Origin of the sequence: Pseudomonas endophytica (assembly GCF_001411475.1) — a bacterium.
GTDB lineage: Bacteria > Pseudomonadota > Gammaproteobacteria > Pseudomonadales > Pseudomonadaceae > Aquipseudomonas > Aquipseudomonas endophytica.
Genome location: NZ_LLWH01000208.1, coordinates 1 through 23527 on the forward strand (window position 1 = coordinate 1; position 23527 = coordinate 23527).

Below are 23527 nucleotides of genomic sequence, written 5' to 3' on the forward strand. Positions count from 1 at the left end.
GCCGGTAAGGCCCAACACGCCAATTAGACGTTGATCAAGCAGCAGCGGCAGATTGATACCCGGCTGCACGCCCTTCAGGTGTTTGGCCGTTTGCGCGTCTATTTCAACCACCCGACCATTGGCCAAGACTAATTGAGCGCCTTCGTGCCGGGTGTTGATGCGCTCCGGCTCTCCGCTGCCTAGAATCAAGCCTTGGCTGTCCATCACGTTGACGTTGTAAGGCAAAATAGCCATCGCTCGATTGACGATGTCCTGCGCCAAATCATGATCCAGTTCAAACATGGGGTGACAATCCTTGCAAGCAGTTGTTCATTAGCACAGATGGCCAGCCGAAAAGCTGTGCGGGGGCACAAAGACAGCAACGTCGAGGTAACCGAGACTCATGCAGCGATCAACGTTAACCCCGGATCGTGAAAAATCATAATAAAGAGAGACAAAAGATGTCACAGAGCGCGAACGCATCGCCGATTAGCGATGGCGATAAAAATGCCATCTACAAGCGCATTACGCTGCGTTTGATCCCCTTCATCTTCATCTGCTACCTATTCAACTACCTCGACCGGGTAAACGTTGGATTTGCCAAACTACAGATGCTCGATGCGCTGAAATTCAGCGAGACGGTATACGGGCTGGGCGCGGGTATTTTCTTTATCGGTTACGTGCTGTGCGGTGTGCCGAGCAACTTGGCGCTGACCCGTTTCGGCCCGCGGCGCTGGATTGCAGTGATGATGATCACTTGGGGCTTGCTCTCGACGTGCCTGATGTTCGTGACCACACCGACCCAGTTTTACACCCTTCGCCTATTCACCGGTGCCGCTGAGGCGGGTTTCTTTCCGGGCGTAGTGTTGTACCTCTCGCAATGGTTCCCAACCTTTCGCCGAGGCCGGATCATGGCATTGTTCATGTCAGCCATTCCGGTTTCAGGCTTGCTGGGCGGCCCTTTTTCTGGCTGGATTCTGAACCACTTCGCCGCAGGGCAAGGCGGGCTAGCAGGTTGGCAGTGGATGTTTCTACTGCAAGGGATTCCGACCGTGCTACTAGGCGCGCTGGCAATCTTCTTGCTGAACGACAGTTTTGCCAAGGCCAAATGGTTGAGCGCCCATGAGCGTGATGTACTTGAAGCGGATCACCGTTTGGACAGCGCCAACCGCCCGTCTACAGCCTCTGATTCGCTGTTGGCGGTGTTTAAGAATCCGGCTATCTGGGCGTTCGGCTTGATCTACTTCTGTATCCAGAGTGGCGTCTACGCGATCAACTTCTGGCTGCCCTCGATCATCAAGAACCTAGGCTTCAACGACGCTTTGGTGATCGGCTGGATTAGCGCGATTCCCTACTTATTGGCCGCCGTGTTCATGCTGCTGGTGGGTCGTTCTGCTGACTTGCGCAAAGAACGTCGCTGGCACTTGGTGGTGCCTATGCTGATGGGCGCGATTGGGCTGATTATTGCGGTTAACTTTGCCACTCAACCGGCCATCGCAATTTTGGGGCTCACCATCGCCACCATGGGCGCGTTGACCGGCTTGCCGATGTTCTGGCCAGTGCCAACAGCCATGCTCAGCGCGGGTGCGGCTGCAGGCGGTTTGGCATTGATCAACTCCATGGGCCAAATGGCAGGTTTCCTCAGCCCGTACTTGGTCGGGTTTGTGAAAGATGCAACCGGCTCGACAGACGTCGCTTTGTATCTGCTTGCGGCGGTAATTGTGGGCGGGAGCCTGCTAGCCTTGCGCATGACCCGAGGCATGACTAACGCCTGAGTTAGGCAAACCTAAGCTGGCAGCTTGCGTAAAATCGCAACCATAGCAACGGATATGACACAAAAGAGATCGCACCGATGGCCTGTAGGAGCTGCCGAAGGCTGCGATCTGTTGATCTTCAAAAGCACAAGATCGCAGCCTTCGGCAGCTTCTACAGCGCACTGAACTGCTTTTCGTAGGCGCAGGCTGCGAGCTTCTGATCGTCTCCTACCCCTTTTATGTGATTGCCCTACACCTCGCAGAGCCTCAAGCTATGCACCACCCAAACTTCATAAAGTGCGTGTCAACGAGGCTGTTGTGTCTAAAGGTATTGTTTTTTCGGTTCTGGCATCGACCCTGTTCGCTGTCATGTATTACTACACCTCTGTGCTCTGGCCCTTGAGTGGCACGGAAATATTTGGCTGGCGAATGCTTCTGACACTGCCGTGCATGACACTGTTCATGTGTGTGTCGGGTGATTGGCGACACGTGCTTGTGATTTTCACACGTTTATTCAAACAGCCTCGACTGCTCGGGGTTCTGGTTGCCTCAAGCGCTCTGGTCGGGGTTCAGCTCTGGCTGTTTATGTGGGCGCCGCTCAATGGCCATAGTCTGGATGTTTCGCTGGGCTACTTCCTGTTGCCGTTGACGATGCTGCTGACAGCTCGGGTCGCATTTGGAGAACATCTGTCACACCTGCAAAAAATCGCGGCTGCCTTGGCCGCCATGGGTGTGGCCAATGAGGTATACCGAGTGGGCGGTTTTTCGTGGACGACCCTAGTGGTCGTGGTCGGTTATCCGCTTTATTTCGTGTTGCGCAAACGCGCTGGCACCGACAATTTGGGGGGGCTATGGTTTGACATGCTCTTGGTGATCCCACTCGCGTGGTGGTTTATCTTCAGCGGCGAACACGGCTTCGATGTGGCCAGCGAACGTTCGGCACTCTATACCCTGATTCCCATTCTGGGCGCCATAAGCGCCATGGCCCTGATCAGCTATATCCTCGCCAGTCGAATGCTGGCGTTTAGCCTCTTTGGTCTACTCAGTTATGTCGAGCCGGTGTTGCTGGTGATGGTCGCCCTGCTGTTGGGCGAGAGCATCAGCTCAGGTCAGTGGCTGACGTACATCCCGATTTGGCTTGCGGTTATGGTGTTGATATTTGAAGGATTTAAACACTTGGTGCGCCAGCGGCGTTCGTTGTAAGCGTTTAGCCAGGCAACCAGAGCCTGAACCGAGCACCGCCCAGCGGCGACTGCTCAACCGTTAAGGTCCCGCCCTGGGCCTCCAGGGCGCGCCGACTGATCGCCAGGCCCAATCCAAAACCCCCCGTTGCTCGATCACGACTACGATCTAACCGATAAAACGGTTCGAAAATACGCTCCCGCTCTTGCTCGGGAATGCCAATCCCATCGTCATCCACCCACAGCTCACAGCCTTTATGACTGAGGCTAAGCCCAATCTGAATCCGATGATCACAGTAACGCATGGCATTGCGAATCAGGTTTTGCAACGCTCTGGCGGTTAGGCGCGGGTCGAGCGCAAAGCGCTCCTCGGCACCTTGAAGCAACACATCTAGGACTATCTCTGGGGTTTCGAGCTCTTCATCAAAGCTGCCGAGGATGCTGTCAATAAACTCGGCCAAAGACACCTCGATACGTTCGGGCATTAATGCTGGGTTTTGCAGGCGGCTAAACGACAGTAACTCCAGCACCAACTCATCCAGCTCGCGAATATGCCCTACCAGCACTTGCAAACGTTCGCGACTGGCCTGTGGCAGTTCGTCACACAACACCAGCGCCAAGCCGAAATCGAGTCGGGTCAAGGGCGTGCGCAGTTCATGTGACACGGCGTTGAGTAAATCACGTTGTTGATTAAGTAGGTTCTCAATGTCTTGAGCCATCGTGTCAAACGTGCTGGCCAGATCATAGATATTGGAGCGAGGGGATATGTGCGTGCGCTCGCTAAGCTGTCCTTGGCCAATACGTGTGGCCGTACGCTTAAGCCGCTCAAGGTCGCGCCAGTGCGGGCGCAGCCACAATAACAAACCCGCCAGCAAGGCCGCACCAATCAGAACGTTGATACTCCAATACAACACGTTCAAATCGAACGGATCAGGCGGCATTACCAGCTCTATGGCTTGCTCTGCGTTCAGAGGGGACATCACGTGCGTACGCCAGCCCCATTCACCAATGCGCAGAACGCCCCGCCCTTGATGCAACTGATGCTGTTCGGCGGGAGTGAATTGGGGGTTGGCGATGGGAAGTAGGTGGATCCGCAATGGCGCGAATTCAGTATCCAGCTCACGAGCAAGCTGTGGCCACTGTTGCGCAGGTACCTGTTTAAACTGCTGGATCAGCAAGTTCTGCATGCCCCGCGAGATGTCGACGTTGTAATTCATGTACCGATCGTGGAATAGCGTCACTATCAGTTCAGGCACTAAATAAATGGCGCCGGCAAACGTAATAATCGTAACCAGATACAGACGGATCAGGATTTTGAACACGAATCAACATTCCCATTCCGAGCGGCTAAACAAGTAACCCTTGCCCCAAACGGTTTTGATTTTGCGGGCTTCGCCTGCGTCATCGTCGAATTTGCGACGTAATTTAGAAATGGCCACATCAACCGAGCGATCGGTGCCGTTGAATTCAATACCGCGCAAGCGTTGCAGGATCTGATCACGACTTAGCACTTCACCGGCATGTCGGGCTAATACCACTAAGAGGTTGTATTCACCGCTAGACAACTCGATGATGTCGCCGCGCCACGTCACTGTACGCTCTGACAAGTCGATGCACAGGTTGCCCATTAGGATTCGATCACTGGCGACGTGCGGCTCCATCAAACTACTACGCCGCAATAAAGTGCGTACACGCGCTAACAAAACACGGGGGTCGCAAGGTTTTGTCACATAATCATCGGCGCCCATCTCTAGCCCCAATACTTGATCATGACTATCGTCGCGCGCAGTCAACATTAGGATAGGCAGGCTTTCGGAGTCGGCGCGCAACAAACGACAGACTTGCAAACCATCAAGCCCCGGCAGCATCAGGTCAAGAATAACCATATCCGGAGGGTTGCTTCTCGCTCGCTCACGAACTTGGTCACCGCGTGCAATGACGCTGACCTGGTAACCATTGCGCTCTAGGTAGCTGGCGATCAGCTCCGAAAGCGCGGCGTCGTCTTCGACCAGCAAAATAGTGGGCATAATAAATGCTTACAACCGCGGAAAAGCTAAAGGATATACAACCTCACAGGGATAGGAGCGGAACCTTCACACTTTTTCACACAGCTGCTACATAGCTTCACAACGCCTTTTGTGTGCTGCGCTTAGCATGCCAAGGTCTTTTACAGTCACATCCTGCATATAGAAGAAGGCACGAACGTTGAAAAAGTTCTTCGTCCCGCTATGTCTTTCGGCACTGGCTTTAGCCTTAAGTGCTTGCGGTAAAAACCCGGCCACAGAAGAAAAAAAGCCCGTGGTCAAGGTCAGCACTGAAGTCATAGTTCCTCAAGCGCTGTCGATTAATAACGAGTTGAGTGGCCGCGTGGTAGCGCCACGTGTTGCCCAGGTCAGCGCCCGAGTCGCTGGCGTCGTGCTTAAACGCGTTTTCGAAGAAGGCAGTGAAGTCAAACAAGGTGACGTGCTGTTCATTATTGATCCAGCTCCTTTACAGGCAGAACTGGACAGCGCTCAAGCAGCACTGCGCAAATCCGAGGCGCTGGCCTTCCAGGCAAAACTGCAAGACCAGCGTTACAGCGCTTTGGTGGATAGCAATGCAGTCAGTCGCCAAGACTACGACAACGCCCGCGCACAAACCCTGCAAGCTCAGGCCGATGTAGCCGCCAACAAGGCCGCTGTGCAACGAGCCAAGCTTAATTTGGGTTATGCCACGGTGAAGGCTCCGATCTCAGGGCGCATTGGTCGAGCGCTGGTGACGGAAGGTGCACTGGTGGGGCAAGGCGAAGTGACACCCTTGGCGCTGATTCAGCAGTTAGACCCGATTCAGGTTGATCTGATGCAGTCGACCCGTGATCTCGATAATTTGCGCGACTCATTTCGAGCGGGCGAATTGCAGCAGGTTGGTAAAAATCAGGCGCGTGTGACCCTAATCCGCGATAACGGCAGCTTTTACCCTCTGCCCGGCAAGCTGTTATTCACCGATGTGAGTGTTGAACCCAGCACCGGTCAAATCATTCTGCGCAGTGAATTTGCCAACCCGGATCGCGATTTATTGCCGGGTAGCTTTGTGCGCGTGCGTCTTGAGCAAGCGGTCAACAAACAAGGGCTCAGCGTCCCGCAACGGGCCATCCTGCGTGACAGCGCGGGCGTACCTCTTGTATTGCTGGTCGATGCTGAAAACCGAATCAAACAGCAACCGCTGCAACTGGGTGGCGCCATCAATGATCGTTGGATTGTGAATGATGGCCTCAAAGCGGGCGATCGCATTGTGATCGAAGGTCTGCAACATGCTCGCCCCGGCGAACAGGTGCAAATTGATGACCCGACACCTCCCCTCGCACACTCCACGGATCGGTGAGCATGCCGCAGTTTTTTATCAATCGCCCGATCTTTGCTTGGGTCGTAGCGTTATTTATCGTGCTGGCGGGTGCATTGGCGCTCCCGCAACTGCCAGTGGCCAAATACCCGGTGGTCGCACCGCCACAAGTTGAGGTGTATGCGGTGTACCCCGGTGCCTCGGCGCATACCTTGGACGAAAGCGTGGTCAGTCTGATTGAGCAAGAGCTCAACGGCACCGATGGCCTGCTGTATTTCGAATCTCAGAGCAGCCTAGGCAGCGCCAGTATTACCGCGACGTTCAAACCGGGCACAGACCCGGAGATGGCGCAGGTCAATGTGCAAAACCGTCTTAAAGCCATCGAGTCCCGCCTGCCGCAAGCCGTGATCCAGCAGGGTTTGCAGGTCGAGAAAATTTCCTCGGGCTTTTTGATGCTGGTGACCCTGACCGCCGACCCAAGCAGCGGGCTGGATGAAGTCGCTCTCAGTGACTACCTGGCGCGTAACGTCATGAACGAGATCAAGCGAGTTGAAGGGGTCGGCAAGGCTCAGCAATATGGCGCTGAGCGAGCCATGCGGATCTGGATAGACACCCAAAAACTGATTGGTTTCAACCTGACACCCGCCGACGTTAACGAGGCCATTGCCAATCAAAACGCTCAGGTTTCCGCTGGCAGCATCGGCGATTTGCCAGGGCGCTCAACCCAAGAAATTACCGCCACCGTATTGGTCAAAGGCCAGCTATCGAGCCCACAAGAGTTCGGCGACATTGTTCTGCGCGCTAATCCTGACGGCTCCACGGTACGGATAAGCGATGTCGCACGGGTTGAAATCGGCAGCCAGGAATACCAGTACGGCACCCGGCTTAACGGCAAGTCGTCCAGTGCTTTCAGCGTAAAGCTAGCGCCAGAGGCGAATGCCTTGAGTACTGGCAACTTGATCCGCGCTAAATTGGATGAACTAAGCCGCTACTTTCCAGAAGGGGTTGAGTACAAGATTCCCTACGACACCACGCCGTTCGTCAAAGTCTCGATCACCAAGGTGGTGTACACCTTGATCGAAGCCATGGTGCTGGTGTTTGCCGTGATGTTCCTGTTCTTACAGAACATCCGTTACACCCTAATCCCTACCCTAGTTGTGCCCGTGGCGCTCATGGGTACATTCGCCACCATGCTCGTGTTGGGCTTCTCGATTAACGTACTGACCTTGTTTGGCATGGTGCTAGCCATCGGAATTCTGGTGGACGACGCGATTGTGGTGGTCGAGAACGTTGAGCGGATCATGGTCAGCGAAGGTTTGCCGCCGCGCGAGGCCACCAGCAAGGCCATGACCCAAATCAGTGGGGCAATTGTTGGTATCACGTTGGTGCTGGTCGCTGTATTTATCCCAATGGCATTTATGCCGGGTTCGGTCGGGGTGATTTATCAGCAGTTCTCAGTCGCCATGGCCACCTCGATTCTGTTCTCGGCATTATTGGCTCTGTCGCTGACTCCAGCGCTGTGCGCGACGCTGCTCAAACCGATAGCTAAGGACGAACACCACGCTAAGGGCGGTTTCTTTGGCTGGTTCAACCGAAAATTTGAGCGTTTATCCGAAGGCTATGAGCATTGGGTCGTGCATCTAATCAAGCGCAGCGGGCGTTATCTGCTGCTGTACGGTGCATTAGTGGTGGTGCTGGTGGTGTGTTTTGCGCGTCTGCCCTCCTCCTTTCTGCCCGTTGAGGACCAAGGGTTTGTCATCACTGATATTCAATTGCCTCCTGGCGCCAGTCAAAACCGCACGATCGCCGTGGCTAAACAGATCGAGGAGCATTATGCGCAAGAGGCTGGGGTCGGCAATGTGACCATGATTCTGGGGTTTAGCTTCTCGGGCAGCGGGCAAAACGCTGCGCTAGCTTTCACGACCTTCAAAGACTGGTCGACCCGCGGCATTCAAGACTCGGCGTCGGCCATTGCGGATCGAGCTAACGCCGCCTTTGGTGATATTAAAGACGCTGTGGCGTTTTCTGTGCTCCCGCCTGCGGTCAGTGGTCTAGGCACCTCCAGCGGCTTTGAGTTGCGCCTGCAAGACCGAGGCGGTGCCGGCTATGACGTGTTAATGCAAGCGCGGACTGAACTCATGGCCCTGGTCGAGAAAAGCTCGGTGCTGGCCAACGTGCGTGAAGACTCATTGGCTGAAAGCCCTCAGGTGCAACTTGAGGTCGACCGCAAAAGGGCGAACGCACTTGGCGTCTCATTTGCTGACATTGGTAATGTGCTGTCGACCGCTGTCGGTTCGGCCTACGTCAACGACTTCCCGAATCAGGGCCGTATGCAACGGGTTGTGGTCCAGGCTGAGGGAGATCAGCGCAGCCAAGTGGAAGATCTGCTGAAAATTAATGTGCGTAATAACGTGGGCAAAATGGTCCCCTTGGCTTCATTTGTACAAGCGCGGTGGATTCAAGGCCCATCGCAAATGTCGCGCTACAACGGCTATCAGGCCGTGAGTATTTCTGGCGAAGCAGCGCCCGGTCACACAACCGGCGAAGCCATGCTAGAAATGCAACGTTTGGTGGATCAACTGCCTGCCGGCATTGGCCTTGAATGGACAGGCTTGTCACTCCAAGAAAAACTTTCCGGCTCTCAGGCACCGCTGTTGCTAGGGCTGTCGTTGTTGGTGGTGTTCCTGTGCCTAGCGGCGCTTTATGAAAGTTGGTCGATCCCCACCGCCGTTCTGTTGGTGGTGCCATTGGGCGTGCTCGGCGCGGTGTTGGCGGTAACCTTGCGTGGAATGCCTAATGACGTGTTCTTCAAGGTCGGCTTAATCACCATCATTGGCTTGTCGGCAAAGAACGCCATATTGATCATCGAGTTCGCCAAAACGCTCTATGACGAAGGCCAAGACCTGGTGCAAGCAACCGTACAAGCAGCCCGTCTGCGGTTACGCCCCATTGTCATGACCTCACTGGCCTTCATCCTCGGCGTTGTGCCACTCGCGATTGCAACGGGTGCCAGCTCGGGTAGCCAGCAGGCAATTGGTACAGGCGTGATCGGCGGGATGATCGTTGCCACACTGGCAGTCGTGTTTGTGCCGGTGTTCTTTGTCGTGGTGATGAAATTGACGCGCAGCAAGCCCCGTCAGCGTTAAGTTGAGTTCCACGTGCTAAGGTGCGGCAACGATCAGTAACACAGGTTGGACTGTCGATGGCGCACCTTGCACGCACACACCCTCGTTTGACGGCCGCCACAGTTGTAGGGCTGGGGGTCGGCATTTTTTGCCCCGCCGCCTCGCTGACCTCTCACTTTCTCTTAGGCTGGAACGCGGGTGTTTGGCTGTACCTCGCACTGACGCTATGGTTGATGGTTCGCTCCAAAGTCAGCGACGTTAAGCGCACTGCCGAAATTGAAGACGAAAACGCGAGCATGGTGCTGTTCACCGTGAGTATCGCTGCGGTTGCCAGTTTGGCAGCCATTACCCTTGAGCTAACCGGTAACAGCCAACTGAGCCAATCTCAGCAATTGCAGCATTACGCTTTTACCGGGATGACCGTGGTAGGTTCATGGTTGATGATCGGCGTCGTTTTCGGCCTGCACTATGCACGGCTGTTTTATAACAATTCAGGGACGGAGCCAGCATTGCGCTTCCCCGAAGGTGAGTTAAATCCCGATTACTGGGACTTTATGTACTTCTCTTTCACCCTGAGTGTGGCGGTACAAACGTCAGATGTGGGTATTGCTACTCGCGAAATGCGCAAAGCGGTACTAGGCCATTCGCTATTGGGTTTTTTGTTTAATACGGCGGTGCTGGGGTTCTCGATCAACATTGCGGCGGGGCTGTTTTAAACGGATCACTGCAACTGAGTAGGGGCGAGATTAACTCGCCCCGCCCTAGGTTGTGGCTTAGTTAGTTTCTAGGACACCGCGACGAATCTGATCACGCTCAATCGACTCGAACAGCGCCTTGAAGTTACCTTCGCCAAAGCCATCGTCGCCTTTGCGCTGGATAAACTCGAAGAACACCGGCCCCATCAGGTTTTCAGAGAAGATTTGCAGCAGTAAGCGCTTGTCACCTTCTATAGAAGAGCCGTCCAGCAGAATGCCACGCGACTGTAATGCGTCCACCGACTCACCGTGGTTAGGCAGGCGACCTTCAAGCATTTCGTAGTAGGTATCTGGCGGCGCAGTCATGAAGCGCATGCCGATTTTCTTCAGGGCGTCCCACGTCTTGATCAGGTCTTCAGTCAAAAAGGCCACGTGCTGGATGCCTTCACCGTTGAACTGCATCAAGAACTCTTCGATCTGACCCGCGCCTTTGGACGACTCTTCGTTCAACGGAATACGGATCATGCCATCCGGTGCAGTCATGGCCTTAGAGGTCAAACCGGTGTACTCACCCTTGATGTCGAAGTAGCGGATTTCGCGGAAGTTGAACAGTTTTTCGTAGAAGTTGGCCCAGTAAGCCATACGACCGCGATAAACGTTATGGGTCAGGTGGTCGATGATCTGCAGGCCTGCACCGACTGGGTTACGATCAATGCCCTCAATAAACACGAAGTCGATGTCATAAATCGAGCTGCCTTCTCCGTAACGGTCAATCAGATACAGCGGCGCGCCGCCAATACCTTTGATGGCAGGCAGGTTCAACTCCATTGGGCCGGTTTCAATTTTAATCGGTTGAGCACCCAGTTCCAGCGCACGGGTATAGGCTTGCTGCGCATTAGCGACGCGAAATGCCATGCCGCACACCGAAGGTCCGTGTTCGGCTGCAAAATAGGAAGCAACACTGTTCGGCTCATTATTGAGGATCAGGTTGATCTGGCCTTGGCGATACAGATGTACGTCTTTGGAGCGGTGGCTCGCCACCTTAGTGAAGCCCATGATTGCGAAGATAGGCTCGAGAGTGTTGGGTGCTGGTGCTGCGAATTCGATGAATTCAAAGCCCATCAGGCCCATTGGGTTTTCGTATAGATCGGCCATTTTGGCGCCTCATCAGAGTCATTTTTACAATTAACAGTGGGTTATTTGTCATGAATGCTGAGGCACACAGGAGGCGCACAGGAGATCCCGCGTACACTGCGCGCTAGGAAATCTCCGTAAATCAGTTGAAACCCGAATATCTTCATTTAAACATCTCGTACGCGGTGGTGACTCCTGATGACAGAAGCCATTATTCTTGTATGCGTAAGCCGATTCTACATGGCGTAATCATGTTTGTCTTACATCATGTGAAATAGCCCTTCACCAATGCTAGGCTTAAATGCATGTCTTGCACTGTACGCCCTCCTTCATTGCTCGGGATCTTGAATGCCACTGCCCCACAAACAGACCCGGACATGGACCGATCGCTACGCGCTGGTTGTTCTCAGCACTCTTCTGCCCGTTGTTTTAGGTATTTTTATCATTATTTGGCAGGCCACCCGTTCACTTGAACTTGAAGCCCGTGATACCGCCAACGAAGCGGTGCGCCAATTTAATCTCATGCTAGACAATGCAGCCCGCGCAGCCGATGTGGTGTTATCACTTTCAGGCCAAGCGTGTGAGCAGGCAGAGCTGGCCTTACGTGGGCAGGTCACACGGCGCCCCTTTGTACGCTCGGTTAATTTGGTTTTGAATAACCAAATTTATTGCACATCCTTGTTCGGTAGCTTCAATGAAGCGGTCAATGCGGCCGACTATAAAGACGGCGAACTGTGGCTGATGCCGGGTAACCCGGTCACTCCCCACGAACCGCTGCTGGTTTACCGCCGTGAAAAAGATCAAAAAGGTGCCATTGTCAGCCTTTACGGGTTACACCTTGTCAATGTGCTGAGCCTAATCAATCCCTACACACAAATGATGTTCCAAGTGGGCGACAACTCGATTGACCGAGATGGCGTCGTCCGACATAAGCCCTCTGCGCCTTACCCTGTTGCTCCTGTCATCGTTTCTTCAACGCAATACCCTTATCGAGTGATGGCGGGATTTAGTGAAGGGACTGTTTGGCGCTTTATTCATGCTCGGTACTTGTGGCTGCTGGCTTTATTTGTATTTCTAGGTTGCGTTTCTGGTGCCACAGTGGCTTGGTTACAAAAACGTTTATCTCTGTCTTCACCCACTCACGAGTTACAACGTGGCCTTGAGGCCGAAGAGTTCATTCCTTACTTTCAGCCGGTTGTACAGGGCGACACTAAGCAATGGGCCGGTGCCGAAGTTCTGATGCGCTGGCAACATCCAACCGAAGGCCTAGTTCGCCCAGACTTGTTTATTCCTCTTGCTGAACACTCGGGCATCATTGTTCCGATGACCCGCTCAGTGATGCAGCAAACGGCCCGTATACTGGCCCCTTATGCCCGCAACATGGCCCCAGACTTCCACTTAGGCTTCAACATTACAGCGCATCATTGCCACAGCCTTGACTTGGTTGAAGACTGCCGCGAGTTCCTCCGGGCATTCCCGCCAGGCAGTATCAAGCTGGTGCTTGAGCTGACTGAGCGCGAGCTGGTTGTGCCCAGCGACATCACTCATCAGTTATTTGCCGAGCTGCGCGCGATGGGCATCATGATTGCTCTTGACGACTTTGGTACGGGCCATTCCAGCTTGAGCTACTTACGCGAGTTCAACGTCGACTACCTGAAAATTGACCAAAGCTTCGTCGCCATGATCGGCGCCGATGCTTTATCTATTCATATTTTGGACAGCATCATTGAACTGAGCGCCAAGCTAAACTTGGGCATCGTGGCTGAAGGGGTAGAAACACAACAGCAAAGTGAATACTTATCACTGAAAGGCGTGGATTATTTGCAAGGGTATCTTTTTTCTCGCCCGTTAACGGCCCACGCTTTCATTGAGGACTTATTGGTGGAGAACCGAGTGGCGCATTGAAAATTTACAACTACAATTTTCTAACTGATTGAAGCCTCATGAAGTGTATTTCAATGGTTTCTCTCAAACAGTGAAGGGTTGATTCATAACTCTGCCTGCCACGCCTGTGCCTCGCTTTATTAATTCACTTCGGCGCCCTTAATGCCGAACATCTGACTGGAGTAATGACTTTGTCTAGACTTGCTGAGTATCGTGCTGCGCAAAAGGCTCTCCAAGAGCAACTGACCCAGTTGGAAGCCTTGAAGAATGATGCCGGGCTGAAAAAAGAAATCGAGTTCGAGCAAAAGCTTCAGTCACTGATGACGACCTATGGCAAAGGGCTTCGAGACATTATTGCCATTCTGGACCCCAATCCCACTGCTGCCCGTCATGCGCCAGCGGCGAAGCAGCGTAAAGCGCGGGTATTGAAGGTTTATAAAAATCCACATACCGGGGAATTGATAGAAACCAAGGGCGGCAATCATCGCGGTTTGAAAGCATGGAAAGAGCAATACGGCGCAGCCACTGTTGAAACTTGGGTTCGGGGTTAATATAGCCACGCGATAAAACCAACGGGGAAGATAATAAAACCTTACCCCGCTTGGACAAAAAACAAACATTAGAGATTTCTTTCACAGTTTTTTCACACCCAGGGTCACAGGATAGAGGCTGCTAAAGGACTAGCGCCCCATGCCCGCTTCGGCGGGCTTCTTTTTGCCTGCATTTTTTCACCCCCCCCTGCCCCACGCTGGCGTTTTATACCCTCAAGCAACGATCTTTTATCGTAAACGGGTTTCGCCCAAGCGGTCATATTCCGTATCATCTCCACACGACTGTTTATCCATGCATCACTTTCGGAGGGTTCATGAGCCTGCAAGAACTGAACAACGTCCCTGGTGTTACGGCACAACCGGATAGCGCTACCCAACAATTCGTATTCAATCACACCATGCTGCGGGTCAAAGACATCGAGAAATCTCTCGACTTCTATACCCGCGTCTTGGGCTTTTCGCTGGTGGAGAAGCGCGACTTCCCCGAAGCAGAATTCAGTCTCTACTTCTTGGCATTGGTTGATAAAGCACAGATTCCGGCGGACGACGCTGCACGCACCGTGTGGATGAAGTCCATCCCTGGCATCCTGGAGTTGACTCACAACCACGGCACTGAAAAAGATGCCGACGTTGCTTACCACAACGGCAACACCGACCCACGCGGCTTTGGTCACATCTGTGTCTCGGTACCTGACATTGTTGCCGCGTGTGAGCGCTTCGAAGCCCTAGGTGTAGACTTCCAGAAACGCCTGACTGACGGCCGCATGAAATCCTTGGCTTTTATCAAAGATCCAGACGCCTACTGGGTTGAGATCATTCAGCCGCAGCCGCTGTAAAAAACGAACACAAAAACCCATGATTGCTCATGGGTTTTTTATTTCAGTGTGAAGCTAACGCCTTATAAACGGAAACGTCGTTTCAAGCGTTTCAAGGCATGGTTCTTGTCCATTGGCAGTCAAGCCCGTAGCATTTAGATACGCAACGTATGAAACAAAGACGCAGTGCGTAGCCTTATGGGCTCACAAGAATCAGCAGGTGCACGCTTCGATGGCTCGAACACGCAAAGAAATGATCGAAGAGACGCGCCACCGGCTAGTGGCGGCGGGCAGGCAGGCATTCGCCGCAAAAGGCTATGCCGACTCGTCAATGGACGATTTAACGGCGAATGTCGGCTTAACCCGAGGCGCGCTGTATCACCACTTCGGCGATAAGAAAGGCTTGTTAGAGGCCGTCATCCAAGAAATTGATAAGGAAATGTCGGTACGTCTGCGTGCGATCACCCGCCAGGCTGAGTCGACTTGGCAAGGTTTTATCAATGAAAGTATCGCGTACATGGAGATGGCGATAGAGCCAGAGATCCAGCGCATTGTTCTATTAGACGGCCCGGCCGTGCTGGGAAACCCTGCACAATGGTCGAGCCAGAACGCATGCATCCAGAGCACAATGAAATGCCTGCAAACGTTACAGAGCGAGGGTGTTATCAAGGACGTCGAGATTGAGGCGACCTCTAGGCTCTTGAACGGCGCCACCCTGAGTGCAGCGCTATGGATTGCAGCGGACGAGCAACCCCTAGTCGCGCTGGAAAAGGCAATACACGCTTTCGTATCGCTGGCCAACGGCCTGTTGAAGCATTAAGACGTCAGCCCAGCCCTACAACATGATCGTCGTAGGCACAAAAAAGCGCAGCCATGGGCTGCGCTTTGGTCTTAACGGTGGCGAGCTAAGGCACAACACCTCGTCTAACTCCAGCTAATCAGGCTGGGGCAGACGTGCGGATCAGATGATCAAAAGCACTCAAAGATGCTTTAGCGCCCTCACCGACCGCGATCACGATCTGCTTGTAAGGCACGGTGGTCACATCACCGGCAGCGAAAATGCCAGGGATTGATGTTTCACCACGCGCATCAACCACAATCTCCCCGCGAGGCGACAGCTCAATCGTACCTTTGAGCCAATCGGTGTTGGGCAGTAAGCCGATCTGTACGAAGATGCCTTCAAGTTCGACGTTATGTTCCGAGTCAGTAGCACGATCCTTGTAACGCAGGCCATTTACTTTCTGACCGTCACCGGTGACCTCAGTAGTCTGAGCGTTAGTGATCACCTTAACGTTTGGCAAGCTATTGAGCTTACGTTGCAGTACGGCATCAGCACGTAACGCGGTGTCGAACTCAAGCAATGTCACGTGAGACACGATACCCGCTAGGTCTATAGCCGCCTCGACGCCCGAGTTGCCACCACCAATCACTGCAACACGCTTGCCTTTGAACAACGGACCATCACAGTGCGGGCAATAAGCCACGCCACGGTTGCGGTATTCCTGCTCGCCGGGCACATTCATTTCGCGCCAGCGCGCACCAGTTGCCAGAATTACGGTTTTAGCTTTCAGCGACGCGCCGCTGGCGAATTTGACTTCGTGCAACTCACCCGCCTGGCCCGGCAACAGCTTGTCAGCGCGTTGCAGGTTCATGATGTCGACGTCGTACTGCTTAACGTGCTCTTCGAGTGCAGTGGCCAGCTTCGGCCCTTCAGTTTCCTGAACCGAGATAAAGTTCTCGATGGCCATGGTGTCGAGCACTTGACCGCCGAAACGCTCAGCCGCTACACCGGTTCGGATGCCCTTACGCGCTGCGTAAATCGCGGCTGCCGCACCGGCAGGACCGCCGCCGATCACCAACACATCAAATGCCTCTTTTGCGCTGATTTTTTCGGCCTGACGTTCGATGGCGCTGGTGTCTAGTTTGCCAAGGATCTCTTCCAAGCCCATACGGCCCTGGCCAAAGTTAACCCCATTGAGGTAAACACTTGGCACTGCCATCACTTGGCGCTCGGTCACTTCGTCTTGGAACAATGCACCGTCAATCGCGACATGACGAATGTTGGGGTTCAATACCGCCATTAAGTTCAGCGCTTGAACGACATCCGGGCAGTTTTGGCAAGACAGCGAGAAGTAAGTCTCGAAGCTGAACTCGCCTTTGAGCGAGCGAATTTGCTCGATCACTTCTGCGCTGGCTTTCGATGGGTGGCCGCCGACTTGCAGCAAGGCCAGCACCAGCGATGTAAATTCGTGGCCCAACGGGATACCTGCGAAGCGCAAGCTGATATCGCCGCCTGGACGGTTGAGCGAGAACGACGGCTTACGCGCATCGGTACCGTTATCCAACAAGGTAATCTGGCTGGACAGGCTGGTAATTTCTTTTAACAGGTCGTGCATTTCACGGGATTTCGCACCGTCGTCCAGAGACGCAACGATCTCGATCGGCTGTGTGACCCGCTCCAGATATGACTTCAACTGTGCTTTAAGATTGGCGTCCAACATACGGGCGATCTCCTAACTATAAAATTCTGTGTCAAAAAAAACGCCCGAGCGAATGTCGCCCGGGCGTTTTGAGGGCGATGCTGCGTGTCACTCAGGTGCGGATCACCGCCCTAGTCTTCACAGACTTAGATCTTGCCAACCAGGTCCAGCGAAGGAGCGAGGGTGGTTTCACCTTCTTTCCATTTAGCTGGGCAAACTTCGCCTGGGTGTGCAGCGACGTATTGAGCAGCTTTGATTTTGCGCAGCAGCTCGGAAGCGTCACGGCCAACACCGCCGTCGTTCAGCTCAACGATTTTGATCTGACCTTCTGGGTTGATCACAAAGGTTCCGCGGTCAGCTAGACCTGCTTCTTCGATCAGAACGTCGAAGTTGCGGGAGATCGTCAGCGTTGGGTCGCCGATCATGGTGTACTGGATCTTGCCGATGGCTGGCGAAGTGTTGTGCCAGGCAGCGTGAGCGAAGTGGGTGTCAGTTGACACGCTGTAGATTTCTACGCCGAGTTTTTTGAACTCTTCGTAATTGTCAGCCAGGTCTTCCAACTCAGTTGGGCAAACAAAAGTGAAGTCGGCTGGGTAGAAGAACACGACAGACCATTTGCCTTTCAGGTCAGCGTCCGACACTTCTACGAAGCTGCCGTTTTTGTATGCAGTAGCTTTGAATGGTTTTACTTGGCTGTTGATGATAGGCATCGTTGACTCTCCGTCAGGGTTGAAAAGTTGATGGGGTGAATCCTAACAATCCATTTCGTATCTGGCTCATTGGCAAAGCTGATGCTCACGATTGGTTTTGACTATCAGCTCCCCCTATAGATAGTTAAAAAACAAATAGGGCTATCGCGGCTAACGTTCAAGTGATCTCAATCAGCCTTCAATGCGTTTTTCAGCGGCCATGCTCATCCCGGCAAACGGGCTGGCTTCAACATAGCGCATGGCTGACTTGATGTCCTTCCAGCCGACATAACTCATCAGCGACTTCAAGTCCCACCCACTTTGATGGGCCCATGTTGCAAAACCGCGACGCAGCGAATGACTGGTGTAATGCCCAGCGCCAATTCCGGCGCGCTCCAGCGCTTGGCGCAGCAGCGGGATCACGCTATTGGCGTGTAACCCCTCCTCGCCCAAGTTGCCCCAGCGATCTATACCTCTGAACACCGGGCCGCGTACCAGCGCTGAAGCATTGAGCCACTCGATGTAGGCACGCACCGGGCATAGCCTGAGCAGTGCCGGAGTCTGAAAGGTTTTGCCTAGGTTATCGCGATCACTTTTGCTGCGCGGCAAATACAGAGTGATCCCCGAGCCGGCCACTGCTTGCACATGCTCCACCTGCAAGCGACACAACTCATCACTGCGAAACCCGCGCCAGAACCCCAGCAAGATCAACGCGGCATCCCGTCGCGCGCGTAGTAAAGCCGGTTGATCTGCATTGGCTTGGGCCGTGCTGGCCTCACCTTCGAGCCAGTCAATGACTTTTTCTAAATGCTGCAACTGCAACGGCGCGGCTTGCTTTTCTTGGGTCGGGTGCAACGCACGAATGCCCTTAAAAACTTTGCGCACCACGGGCGACTTGGTCGGGTCGGCAAACCCTTGGCTGTTGTGCCATTGGGCAATCGCCGACAGGCGCAGTTTAAGCGTGTTGATCGACAATTGGCCGGCGTGCGCCACCAGATAGCGCGCCACGCTGTCGCTGGTCGCGGGCAAGAACCCACCCCAAGCCACCTCAAAATGCTCAATAGCGGCTCGATAGCTGCGACGGGTGTTATCGCGGGTCGCGGCGTTTAAGTAGCGATCCAGCTCACTCATGCACTGTTCTCTAGGTTGGCGTACTGAAACAGAGCCCAAAAAACGAATTTATCGCCCTGACACGGGATAATACCAGTATATCCCGCATGATATTTAGCTAATAAATATATAAATAAGCTGCTAATATAGTATGTAATTACAGGGTACATACCACAGTACATAATCGTAGGAGAGATCATGGCTCGCGGCGGCGTTAACAAGGCAGTAGTGCAAATAGCGCGTACAGCGATTCTTGCTCGCGGCGAACACCCGAGCATCGACGCAGTACGAATTGAGATGGGTAATACGGGTTCTAAAACCACAATCCATCGCTATCTGAAGGAGCTGGACGAGACAGACGCTAGGCGCGGCGTGCCTCAAGAGCAGCTAGGCGATGAGTTGAGTGAGCTGGTCGCCCGCCTCGCTCGGCGCCTGAAAGAACAAGCGCAAGAGCCTATTGAACGCGCCGAAGCTCAGTACGAGCAGCTCAAAGCAGAACTACGCGATCAATTGGCCCAGGCGCAGCAAGCTCAACTGCAATTGCAACAGCAGCTCGACATTCAGAGCCAAGCGTTACAGCAAGAGACGGATACCCTAGAGTCCACGCGCTCCATGCTGCAAACCGAGCAAACGCGTAACGCGGCACTCAATCAGGCTTGCAGCGATTTCGAGCTACGGCTCAATGACCGGGACGAGCAAATCCGCTCGCTAGAAGAAAAACACCTGCATGCGCGCGACGCGCTTGAGCATTACCGCAGCGCGGTCAGAGAACAGCGCGAACAGGATCAGCGTCGCCATGAAGGGCAGTTGCAACAGGTGCAAATGGAACTACGCCAAGCCCAGCAAAGTGCATTGGTGCGTCAAGATGAAATAACCCAACTCCATCGCGACAATGAGCGTGTCTTGAGCGAAAGCCGTGCACTGAGCAAAGAGCTGAACCACGCTAACGATCAGCAGCACAAGCTCAGCAACCTCAATGAACGGTTGACTGCACAAATTAATCAACAAGACAGCGAGCGCACGCTGCTGCAAGAGCGCCTGCGCGTTGCGACCCAAGAGAGTATTGCTCTGAAAGAGCAGTATGCACAGGCTCAAGAAGCACACGCAGCCATCACTCTGCGCGCCCTCAAGGCAGAGGCCGAGATGGACACGCTCAAGGCCAGTTTGATCGAAGAATCCAAGAGTGAAGACAACGCCTAATCATCCGGCCACTGCACGGCGAGCGCTGAGCGCGCAGCGGCCATACTCAAACACCCTATTAAAACGTCCGCGTTAAGGCGGTAATAGTTTCAAATACTTAGTTTAAAAACGGCAACCCATGCAGACGTGGAGTCTCGTTCATCTGGTCTTACCTACATAAAGGCTACCCAATGAGCACATGGCATTTTGACGATCACCGTAATATGTTGCGCTGGCATGACACCCAAGCGCTCACTGAAATTGAACTCTTTGGCCACAGCGCTGGGTATTTATCGCATTCAAACTTGCCGCTCTAACACCTTGCACTGTCAAACGTTTAATCCTCTGCGACCCAGACCTCAACAGATACGGCGTTGCTTTCCTTCACGCAATCACCGCAATGAGTCCGCCGGAGTTTGAAGCAAAGGGCTTTGATCAACTGCTGACCCAGCTTAAAGAAACCCCAAGCAATGATGCATGGCTTGGCCCACTGCAAACCTGCTCAGCACTAATTGGCAGCAGCGATATCTCGCCTGCGCAGCCAGTAGCGCTTAAGACGCCGCCTAACAATTGCCAGCCGCGCCTCATTACCCCTAAAACCGCCTAACAACACGCGCCAACATTTCGTTCAGCGATCGTTCAGCCAGTGAAATCAATTCTTGTTTGGTAATAAGTATCAATATGTTACAAATTAGCAATTACTGACTCGTGACGCGGTGCGCTATTCATGTTCGTTCCATTTTTGATCATGCTGCGCGAAGGGATTGAAGCAGCGCTTATCGTTGGCATTATTGCCAGTTACCTCAAACAAACAGGGCGCGGCCAATGGATGCCCGCGGTATGGATCGGTGTTTTTCTCGCCGCCGCCCTGTCCCTGTTAGTCGGCGGTGCTCTGGAGTTGATGAGTGCTGAGTTCCCGCAAAAGCAACAGGAACTGTTTGAAGGCATAGTCGGCCTGATCGCTGTTGGCATTCTTAGTTCGATGGTGTTCTGGATGCGCAAGGTATCTCGCTCCATCAAAGACTCGCTGCACACCTCCCTAGATCACGCCCTTACTGGTAGCAACCACCAGGTCACCGCACTGATCGCCATGGTGTTTTTCGCCGTGGCCCGTGAAGGGCTGGAAACTGTTTTCTTCCTGTTGGCAGTGTTCCAACAAAGCGAAGGCCCAGCGGCACCAGTGGGCGCTTTACTCGGCCTGATTCTGGCGATCTGTGTCGGTTTTGCGATCTACACCGGCAGCATGCGCCTGAACCTCGGTCTGTTTTTTCGTTGGACTGGGCTGTTTATTTTGCTGGTGGCGGCCGGGATCTTGGCCAACTCGGTGCAAGCCCTGCATGAAGCCGGAGTTTGGAATTCGCTGCAAACAGTGGTGTTTGACATGAGCACCACGCTCCCCATGGACGGGCCGCTTGGTTCAGTTCTGGCAGGGATGTTCGGCTATCAAGATGCGCCTACCGTCAGCGTATTAAGTGTCTACTTGGCCTATTTGGTCGTTGCACTTGTCCTGTTCTTGCGCCCCCCAGTACCTGCAAAAGCCACTCAATAACCTCGCGTGACAACCCCATAAGGTCCTGCATGTCTACCCCTGCAAGCGGTACACCTCCTCGCGCGCTGCGCTGGGCGGTGGCCGGCTCGGTGATCGTTATGATCGCGGCTGGCGGTTTGTTTTATTACGCCTCGCAATTGGCTGCCGCCAAACGCAAGGTTCACAGTAACGAAATCACCGTTACGATCCACCCCCACAGTTGCGAACCGAGCGAGCTGACAGTGCCGGCCGGCGCTAATCGCTTCCGTATCGTCAACGCCTCGGAACGCGCTGTGGAATGGGAGATTCTGGATGGCGTGCTGGTTATCGAAGAGCGTGAAAACATCGCCCCCGGCCTGAGCCAAGTGATTAGCGCCACACTTAATTCCGGCGATTACGCGATCACCTGCGGCCTGCTCAGTAATCCGCGTGGCACTCTGCACGTGACACCTACCGCTGAGTCGCAAGCACAAGCTAAGGCTCGCCCGTCGATGGTGGCGTTTGTCGGCCCCCTGTCTGAGTTCCGGGTGTATTTAAACAACCAAAGCAACGCGCTGATTAAAACGGTTGATGCCCTGTCAAATGCCATTAACGAAGGCGACCTCGTACACGCTCAAGCACTCTATATCCCGGCCCGCGAGGCCTATCAGCGCCTAGCACCGGCAGCGCAACGCTTGGGTGAACTGGACAACACTCTTAATGCCCGTGCGGACTACTTTGAAAAGCGCGAGCATGACCCAAGCTTCATTGGCTTCCATCGCCTTGAATATGGGTTATTTGATCAACGCACCACCCAAGACCTTGCTCCCATTGCCAAGCAATTGCAGGCCAATGCAGTACTGCTAAAACAACAACTGCTGGCTCAAACACTGCCACCCGAGCAATTGGTCACTCAGGTTTCGCGTACTTTGCACAACTTGGCTGACACCCGTGCAGCCAGTGGCGAAGAAGAGCGCTACAGCCATATCGACCTCACAGGTTTTGCTGCGAACGTGTACACCGCGCGCAAAGTGGTTGATCTGCTGCGCCCGCTACTGAGCAAAAACAATGCTGACCTGTTGCTCAACATTGATAACGCCAGTGCCTCGTTTGAAGCCGAACTCAACACCTTTAAAACCGCACAGGGCTACAACATGTACGACGCGTTAAACCCCGCTCAGCGTCAAGCAATCAGTAACAAGGCCAAGGCTCTGGCCGATGCACTCGATGGAGTCGATCCCGCCCTCGGCCTATCCGGCCTGTCATTGCAGACCAAACCCATATGAGTGATTCAGGTAATACCCAGAACGAAATCAACCTTCAACGTCGTCGCGTACTGCTCGGCATGGGCGTCGCTGGCGCTGCACTGGCAGGTAGCGCCTTGAGCTGCCCGGCCATGGCGGCCAGCGGCAGTGCCAGCGCGCAAGTGACCCAAGCGCCCAGTAGCGACAAAACCCTGGAGTATCACGACTTCTACGGCCAGCACCAAAACGGCATTCTCACTGCGCGCCCAGCGGCGGGCATGATGGTCGCCTTCGATGTATTGGCCACCGATCGTGCAGACCTTGAGCGCTTGTTACGCACGTTAAATGAGCGCATCGCGTTCCTGACCAAGGGCGGCCCAGTGCCTCAAGTCGATGCAAAACTCCCACCCACCGACTCAGGCATCCTTGGCCCAATTGTCACACCCGATAACCTGACCATCACCGTGTCTGTCGGTGAGTCGTTGTTTGATGAACGCTTCGGCTTAAGCCACGTCAAGCCCAAACACCTAAGCCGCATGCAAGGCTTCCCTAACGACGCACTCGATCCGGCTTTTTGCCACGGAGATCTGAGCCTGCAGTTTTGCGCCAACACCGCAGACACCAACATTCATGCCCTGCGTGACATCATTAAAAACCTCCCAGACCTGCTGCTAGTGCGATGGAAGCAAGAAGGGACAGTGCCGCCACAAGCACCGAGCAAGCCAGGTGTACCCGCGCAGAGCGCGCGCAACTTTTTGGGCTTTCGCGATGGCTCGGCGAATCCAGACTCCAATGACAACACTCTGATGAACAACATTGTCTGGGTTCAACCGCACAGCGATGAGCCGCAGTGGGCGGTCGATGGCAGTTATCAAGCTGTGC

At 53.9% G+C, this 23527-nt stretch carries 22 protein-coding genes; 15 read left to right on the top strand and 7 right to left on the bottom strand.

The features are described from left to right. On the bottom strand, positions 1 to 282 hold a 282-nt coding region (locus AQS70_RS19195; protein WP_277620601.1), incomplete at its 3' end, for a sugar diacid recognition domain-containing protein. A gap of 158 nt (positions 283 to 440) precedes the next feature. Between AQS70_RS19195 and AQS70_RS19200 the strand changes: the two genes are divergently transcribed. After that, positions 441 to 1754 (top strand): MFS transporter, encoded by a 1314-nt coding sequence (locus tag AQS70_RS19200; protein ID WP_055104326.1) that lies wholly within the window; start codon positions 441 to 443, stop codon positions 1752 to 1754. A 297-nt stretch (positions 1755 to 2051) separates the two neighbouring features. Further along, positions 2052 to 2936, top strand: a complete 885-nt coding sequence (gene rarD, locus AQS70_RS19205; protein ID WP_055104327.1) for an EamA family transporter RarD — start codon at positions 2052 to 2054, stop codon at positions 2934 to 2936. A 4-nt stretch (positions 2937 to 2940) separates the two neighbouring features. Here the strand turns inward: rarD and AQS70_RS19210 are convergent, their stop codons facing one another. Together AQS70_RS19210 and AQS70_RS19215 are read right to left on the bottom strand one after the other, a co-directional pair. Further along, the gene (locus AQS70_RS19210; protein WP_055104328.1) at positions 2941 to 4236 is read right to left on the bottom strand and encodes an ATP-binding protein; all 1296 of its coding nucleotides are present in this window, start codon (positions 4234 to 4236) and stop codon (positions 2941 to 2943) included. 3 nt (positions 4237 to 4239) lie between these two features. Further along, entirely contained in the window at positions 4240 to 4941 is a 702-nt protein-coding gene (locus tag AQS70_RS19215) for a response regulator (RefSeq protein ID WP_055104329.1), read from the bottom strand. 178 nt (positions 4942 to 5119) lie between these two features. Between AQS70_RS19215 and AQS70_RS19220 the strand changes: the two genes are divergently transcribed. Genes AQS70_RS19220 through AQS70_RS19230 form a run of 3 tightly spaced genes read left to right on the top strand, consistent with a single transcriptional unit; the run spans position 5120 to position 10073 of the window. After that, positions 5120 to 6274: an efflux RND transporter periplasmic adaptor subunit gene (locus tag AQS70_RS19220; protein ID WP_055104330.1), complete on the top strand. Its 1155-nt coding sequence runs from the start codon at positions 5120 to 5122 to the stop codon at positions 6272 to 6274. Positions 6275 to 6276: 2 nt separating this feature from the next. Further along, positions 6277 to 9378 (top strand): efflux RND transporter permease subunit, encoded by a 3102-nt coding sequence (locus AQS70_RS19225; protein WP_055104331.1) that lies wholly within the window; start codon positions 6277 to 6279, stop codon positions 9376 to 9378. Between the two features lie 56 nt (positions 9379 to 9434). Then, positions 9435 to 10073 (top strand): DUF1345 domain-containing protein, encoded by a 639-nt coding sequence (locus AQS70_RS19230; RefSeq protein ID WP_055104332.1) that lies wholly within the window; start codon positions 9435 to 9437, stop codon positions 10071 to 10073. Between the two features lie 57 nt (positions 10074 to 10130). On the opposite strand, the gene hppD is transcribed toward AQS70_RS19230, so the two are convergent. Next, positions 10131 to 11207 (bottom strand): 4-hydroxyphenylpyruvate dioxygenase, encoded by a 1077-nt coding sequence (gene hppD, locus AQS70_RS19235; RefSeq protein WP_055104333.1) that lies wholly within the window; start codon positions 11205 to 11207, stop codon positions 10131 to 10133. 327 nt (positions 11208 to 11534) lie between these two features. Here hppD and AQS70_RS19240 point away from each other — a divergent pair, with 327 nt between their 5' ends. The 4 genes from AQS70_RS19240 (at position 11535) to AQS70_RS19255 (ending at position 15256) form a co-directional block, all read left to right on the top strand. Then, a complete protein-coding gene (locus tag AQS70_RS19240) occupies positions 11535 to 13091 on the top strand; it encodes an EAL domain-containing protein (protein WP_055104334.1) in 1557 nt (518 codons plus the stop codon). A gap of 170 nt (positions 13092 to 13261) precedes the next feature. Then, positions 13262 to 13621, top strand: a complete 360-nt coding sequence (locus AQS70_RS19245) for a histone-like nucleoid-structuring protein, MvaT/MvaU family (RefSeq protein ID WP_055104344.1) — start codon at positions 13262 to 13264, stop codon at positions 13619 to 13621. Positions 13622 to 13935: 314 nt separating this feature from the next. Continuing rightward, positions 13936 to 14457, top strand: coding sequence for a lactoylglutathione lyase (gene gloA, locus AQS70_RS19250; RefSeq protein WP_055104335.1), 522 nt, complete (start codon positions 13936 to 13938; stop codon positions 14455 to 14457). 211 nt (positions 14458 to 14668) lie between these two features. Then, on the top strand, positions 14669 to 15256 hold the full coding sequence (locus tag AQS70_RS19255) for a TetR/AcrR family transcriptional regulator (RefSeq protein WP_055104336.1): 588 nt from the start codon (positions 14669 to 14671) through the stop codon (positions 15254 to 15256). Between the two features lie 118 nt (positions 15257 to 15374). On the opposite strand, the gene ahpF is transcribed toward AQS70_RS19255, so the two are convergent. The 3 genes from ahpF to AQS70_RS19270 form a co-directional block, all read right to left on the bottom strand. Continuing rightward, the gene (gene ahpF, locus AQS70_RS19260) at positions 15375 to 16937 is read right to left on the bottom strand and encodes an alkyl hydroperoxide reductase subunit F (protein WP_055104337.1); all 1563 of its coding nucleotides are present in this window, start codon (positions 16935 to 16937) and stop codon (positions 15375 to 15377) included. Positions 16938 to 17062: 125 nt separating this feature from the next. Further along, positions 17063 to 17626, bottom strand: a complete 564-nt coding sequence (ahpC, locus tag AQS70_RS19265) for an alkyl hydroperoxide reductase subunit C (RefSeq protein WP_055104338.1) — start codon at positions 17624 to 17626, stop codon at positions 17063 to 17065. A 171-nt stretch (positions 17627 to 17797) separates the two neighbouring features. Further along, on the bottom strand, positions 17798 to 18736 hold the full coding sequence (locus AQS70_RS19270; protein WP_055104339.1) for a site-specific integrase: 939 nt from the start codon (positions 18734 to 18736) through the stop codon (positions 17798 to 17800). 177 nt (positions 18737 to 18913) lie between these two features. Between AQS70_RS19270 and AQS70_RS19275 the strand changes: the two genes are divergently transcribed. The 6 genes from AQS70_RS19275 to AQS70_RS19295 all read left to right on the top strand — a co-directional run. Further along, positions 18914 to 19915: a DNA-binding protein gene (locus AQS70_RS19275; RefSeq protein ID WP_055104340.1), complete on the top strand. Its 1002-nt coding sequence runs from the start codon at positions 18914 to 18916 to the stop codon at positions 19913 to 19915. Between the two features lie 170 nt (positions 19916 to 20085). Next, positions 20086 to 20211: a hypothetical protein gene (locus tag AQS70_RS24225; protein WP_277620602.1), complete on the top strand. Its 126-nt coding sequence runs from the start codon at positions 20086 to 20088 to the stop codon at positions 20209 to 20211. A gap of 83 nt (positions 20212 to 20294) precedes the next feature. Further along, the gene (locus AQS70_RS19280) at positions 20295 to 20501 is read left to right on the top strand and encodes a hypothetical protein (protein WP_055104341.1); all 207 of its coding nucleotides are present in this window, start codon (positions 20295 to 20297) and stop codon (positions 20499 to 20501) included. A 120-nt stretch (positions 20502 to 20621) separates the two neighbouring features. Then, positions 20622 to 21443 (top strand): iron uptake transporter permease EfeU, encoded by an 822-nt coding sequence (efeU, locus tag AQS70_RS19285; protein WP_055104342.1) that lies wholly within the window; start codon positions 20622 to 20624, stop codon positions 21441 to 21443. Between the two features lie 29 nt (positions 21444 to 21472). Then, entirely contained in the window at positions 21473 to 22687 is a 1215-nt protein-coding gene (efeO, locus tag AQS70_RS19290; RefSeq protein ID WP_055104343.1) for an iron uptake system protein EfeO, read from the top strand. Then, on the top strand, positions 22684 to 23527 hold an 844-nt coding region (locus tag AQS70_RS19295; RefSeq protein ID WP_156355232.1), incomplete at its 3' end, for a Dyp-type peroxidase. The genes efeO and AQS70_RS19295, both read left to right, overlap by 4 nt.